Genomic DNA, 3981 nt, shown 5'->3' with positions numbered 1-3981 from the left:
CCAGTGCCCCGACGAGTCCGCGCTGCAGGGAGTCGGCGTCGCGCTCCTCGTACACGTACAGGGCCGGTTCGGGGTCGGTCACCAGGGTGCCGTCCGCCATCCACCGCCGCAGCAGCTGCGCGGCCTTGTCATAACAGGAGCCGGGGTCGCCGACACCGTCCCAGGGCAGGATCAGCCGCACGATGTTGCGCGCGTCGCTGTCCAGCAGCCGACGCATCTCCTCCTCGCCGATCAGGTCGTACGGCGGGGTCGTGACGGCCGCGAGGTCCACGGCGCCGGGCGCGAAGCGCACCCCGTGGAACGGCGCCAGCTCCAAGCCGGCCTCGCCGCCCTGGTCGTACGCGCCGAAGATACGGGCGCTGAACTGCTCCGGGGTGAGGCCGGAGGAGAGATCGTCATCCACTGGGGGCATGGTAATGGGTGGCGGGGAGGCGCTCCGCCGCCGGGACCGGGCATGATCGGAGTGATAAGGGAGGCCCACAGATGGTTAAAGGTCCGGACGGACCCATGGATTCCCCCAGTGAGGAGCATGGCCAGGAGGACAACGGCCAGGTACTCGAGCCGCGGGGATCGTCCGATCCCAGCGGCGGCGTGTACGAGTGGTACCAGCGTGGTCTTGATCTGCTCGGCTCCGGCAGCTCCGCCGCCGCCGTCCAGCTCCTCCAGCGTGCCGCCGAGGCCGAGCCGTCCTCGCGGAGCATCCGGGAGGCGCTCGCCCGGGCGCAGTTCGGCGCCAAGCGGTTCGCGGACGCGGCGGACAGCTTTCGGTCGATCGTGGAGGACAACCCCTCGGAGGACTACGCGTTGTTCGGGCTCGGGCTGGCCCTCAGCCGGCTCGGCGACTTCGAGTCCGCGGTGGAGCATCTGGCGCTCGCGGCGGCGATGCGCCCGGACAACAAGCACTACACCAACGCGCTCCGGTATGCCCGGGCGACGCTCAACGCCCGGAAATGATCCGCTAGCGTAGGCGGAATGCGAGGTTCCGACCGTCCGTTGAGCGAGGCCTACGACGTCGCGCTGCTCGATCTCGACGGCGTGGTCTATATCGGTCACCGGCCGGTCGCGGGTGCCGCCGACGCGCTCGCCAAGGCGCGGGCGGCCGGTCAGCGGCTGGCCTTCGTCACCAACAACGCCTTCCGCACCCCGAGTGCCGTCGCCGACCTGCTCACCCGGCTCGGTGTGCCCGCCGCCCTCGGCGACGTCGTGACCTCCGCCCAGGCGGCGGCGCGGCTGCTCGCCGAGCGGCTGCCGGCCGGCTCGCCGGTCCTCGTGGTCGGCGGCATGGGCCTGCGGCACGCCCTGCGGGGACAGGGGCTGCGACCGGTGTCCACGGCGGCGGAGCGCCCGGCGGCCGTCGTCCAGGGCTACGACCCGAATCTCTCGTACGGGCTCATCGCCGAGGGCGCACAGGCCGTATCGAACGGCGCGCTGTTCGTGGCGTCCAACGGCGATCTCACGATCCCCGGAGCGAGCGGCCCGCCGCGGCCGGGGAACGGCGCACTGATCCAGGTGATCCGTGCCGCCACCGGCACCGACCCGATCATCACCGGCAAGCCGGAGCGGCCGCTGCACCGTGAAGCCGTCATGCGCACCGGCGCGGAGCGGCCACTGGTCGTGGGGGACCGGCTCGACACCGACATCGAGGGCGCGTACAACGGCGGCGCCGACAGCCTCCTGGTGCTGACCGGGGTCACCGACGCGCTCGCGGCGGTCACGGCCGTCCCCGCACACCGGCCGACCTACGTCGCGGCGGACCTCGCCGGTCTGCTGACGCCGCACCCGCGGGTCCGGCGCTCCGCCGGTTCCGGAGGGGACTCCTATACCTGCGGTGGCTGGACGGCGCGCTGGGACGGTGAGATCGTCGCCCTGTCGCACGGCGGTGACGGCGACAGCGACGATGGCGGGCGTGACAGTGGTGATGAGGGTGGCGTGGGAGACCGCTACGACGGTCTGCGTGCGCTCTGCGGCGCCGCATGGCGGACGGACGCGCCGGCCCGGCCGGCCGCCGTGGAGCAGGCGCTCGGCCGCCTCGGGTTCGGCTGACCGCCGGCACCCGTTGCGGCGACCGGGGTCGGTACAGCCGATGATCAACAAATGGTCATGAGGCCTTCGCCCAATGCTCATCTGACGCATCCCTGCTGCCCGCGTTCCCCGTACAGCGTTCCGGGCGAACCCGTACGCCCACGAAGGGAAGCGCGATCCTCATGACCGGCCTCATGACCAGTTGGCGCAATGGCCTCGTCGCCACCGTGCTCGCGTTCGCCCCCGTGGTGGCCGCTCCCGGTGTCGCGGCGGCCGACCCCACCACCCCCTCGAGGCACAGGCACGCCTTCGACCTGCAGGCCCACCGCGGAGGCCTGGGCCTGGTCGTCGAGAGCACCTTGCCCGCCTTCGCGAACGCCCTGCGACTCGGGGTCAGCACGCTCGAACTCGACGTGCAGATCACCGAGGACGGCCAGGCGGTGGTCACCCATGACCGGCAGATCAATTCGCGCAAGTGCCAGGACACCGGCCCATCGGCGCCGGGCGATCCCGAGTTCCCCTATGTCGGCAAGTACATCAACACCCTGACGCTGAAGCAGATCAAGACGATGGACTGCGGCAGTTCGACCTTGAGCGAGTTCCCCCTCCAGCTCCCCGCGCCGGGCGCCCGGATGCCACTGCTGCGCGACGTGTTCGACCTGGTCAAGCGCTATCGCGCGTACGGCGTCAAGCTCAATGTGGAGACCAAGGTCGAGGCGGGCGCCCCGAGCGAGACGGCGCCGCGGGAGCAGTTCGTGCAGGTGACGGCCCGCGAGATCCGGCGTGCCCGCATGTTGGGCCAGGTCACGATCCAGAGCTTCGACTGGGGCGCGCTGATGCGGATGCGGCGGGTCGAGCCGCGGCTGCCGATCGTGGCGCTGACCAACCGCGACTTCCTGCAGACCGGCCAGCCCGGTATGTCGCCTTGGCTCGGCGGGATCGACATCGACGACTTCGGCGGTGACCCGCTCAGGGCGATCCGCTCCTTCGGCGCCGACGCGTTCTCACCGGTGCACGGGTTCCCGCAGAACGGGAAGGTGACCGACCCCGGCTACGAGCCGTACACGACCAGGGACATGGTCACCCGGGCCCATCGCCTCGGGATCGAAGTGGTCCCCTGGACGATCGACGACGAGGCGACCATGAACAAGCTCATCGACGACGGAGTGGACGGCATCATCACCGACTATCCGGACCGGCTCCGGGCGGTGCTCGCCAGTAACGGATTCGCGCTGCCGAGGGGTTATCGCCCGCCGGGCCGGTGAGCCCGGGTCGCGGTGGCCGACCGTCGGCCCGGCCGTTGCGGCCGGGCCGTTTCGGGCGGGCCGGTTCGGCCGCCGCCGTGTTCAGATGAACTTGCGCAGGCGGAGCAGATCGAAGATGTTCGCCTCGATCTTGAGCCGGCCGGTGGCCCATGCCTTCGCCACATTGAGCCCGTCATTGGCCATCGCCACGAGATCGTCGCTGTTCGCGGTCACACGGACCTGCGCCGCCTTCGCGTTCTCGGTCCGCTCGAACGGGTCGAGCCCGCCCTCGTGGATCCGCGTCTCGAAGGCGAGACCGAGATCCGGTATGCGGCAGCTGATGGTCCGCTCGACGACATGCTCAGCAAAGTCCTTTTTATCCACATCGGCGAGGCGTGCGGCGATCTGCGCGAGCGCCGTCCGGCATTCGTCCTCGTTCGCCATGGTCCGGCCGTTCTCCGCTCCTGTCGGCAACGTTGTCGTCTTGTGACGGTAGCGTTCCCAGTGAGCTGGAAGCGACTCGCGGCGCGCGGTCGTTGATCGGAGGCGAAGGCGGTGATGGGCGTGGAAGATCTAGAGGTGGCCGGTCGGCACGAGCCGAACAGCGCTCCGGGCGGCGATCCGGGTAGCGGTCCGGTCGACCGCGATGCCGGCCGGTTCCTGCCCGTCGCCGCGCCGACCGGCGACGAGCGGGTGGACGAGGCGCTGACGCGGC

General features: G+C 70.8%; 5 protein-coding genes. 3 read left to right on the top strand and 2 right to left on the bottom strand.

Going from position 1 to position 3981, the window contains the following annotated elements; all coding sequences use genetic code 11:
- On the bottom strand, positions 1-412 hold a 412-nt coding region (locus HKK72_RS37005; RefSeq protein WP_187239051.1), incomplete at its 3' end, for a DUF1015 family protein.
- A 95-nt stretch (positions 413-507) separates the two neighbouring features.
- Here HKK72_RS37005 and HKK72_RS37000 point away from each other — a divergent pair.
- The 3 genes from HKK72_RS37000 (at position 508) to HKK72_RS36990 (ending at position 3287) form a co-directional block, all read left to right on the top strand.
- Entirely contained in the window at positions 508-954 is a 447-nt protein-coding gene (locus HKK72_RS37000) for a tetratricopeptide repeat protein (RefSeq protein ID WP_261987558.1), read from the top strand.
- 18 nt (positions 955-972) lie between these two features.
- A complete protein-coding gene (locus HKK72_RS36995) occupies positions 973-2043 on the top strand; it encodes an HAD-IIA family hydrolase (protein WP_187239049.1) in 1071 nt (356 codons plus the stop codon).
- Between the two features lie 173 nt (positions 2044-2216).
- On the top strand, positions 2217-3287 hold the full coding sequence (locus HKK72_RS36990) for a glycerophosphodiester phosphodiesterase family protein (RefSeq protein WP_187239048.1): 1071 nt from the start codon (positions 2217-2219) through the stop codon (positions 3285-3287).
- An 81-nt stretch (positions 3288-3368) separates the two neighbouring features.
- On the opposite strand, the gene HKK72_RS36985 is transcribed toward HKK72_RS36990, so the two are convergent.
- Positions 3369-3710, bottom strand: a complete 342-nt coding sequence (locus HKK72_RS36985) for an SCP2 sterol-binding domain-containing protein (protein WP_187239047.1) — start codon at positions 3708-3710, stop codon at positions 3369-3371.
- Positions 3711-3981: the final 271 nt, after the last annotated feature.

This window comes from Actinomadura sp. HBU206391 (assembly GCF_014323665.1).
Classification (GTDB): Bacteria; Actinomycetota; Actinomycetes; order Streptosporangiales; family Streptosporangiaceae; genus Actinomadura_C.
The sequence above is the reverse complement of the archived record's forward strand: the minus strand, read 5'-3'. Positions and strand labels throughout refer to the sequence as shown.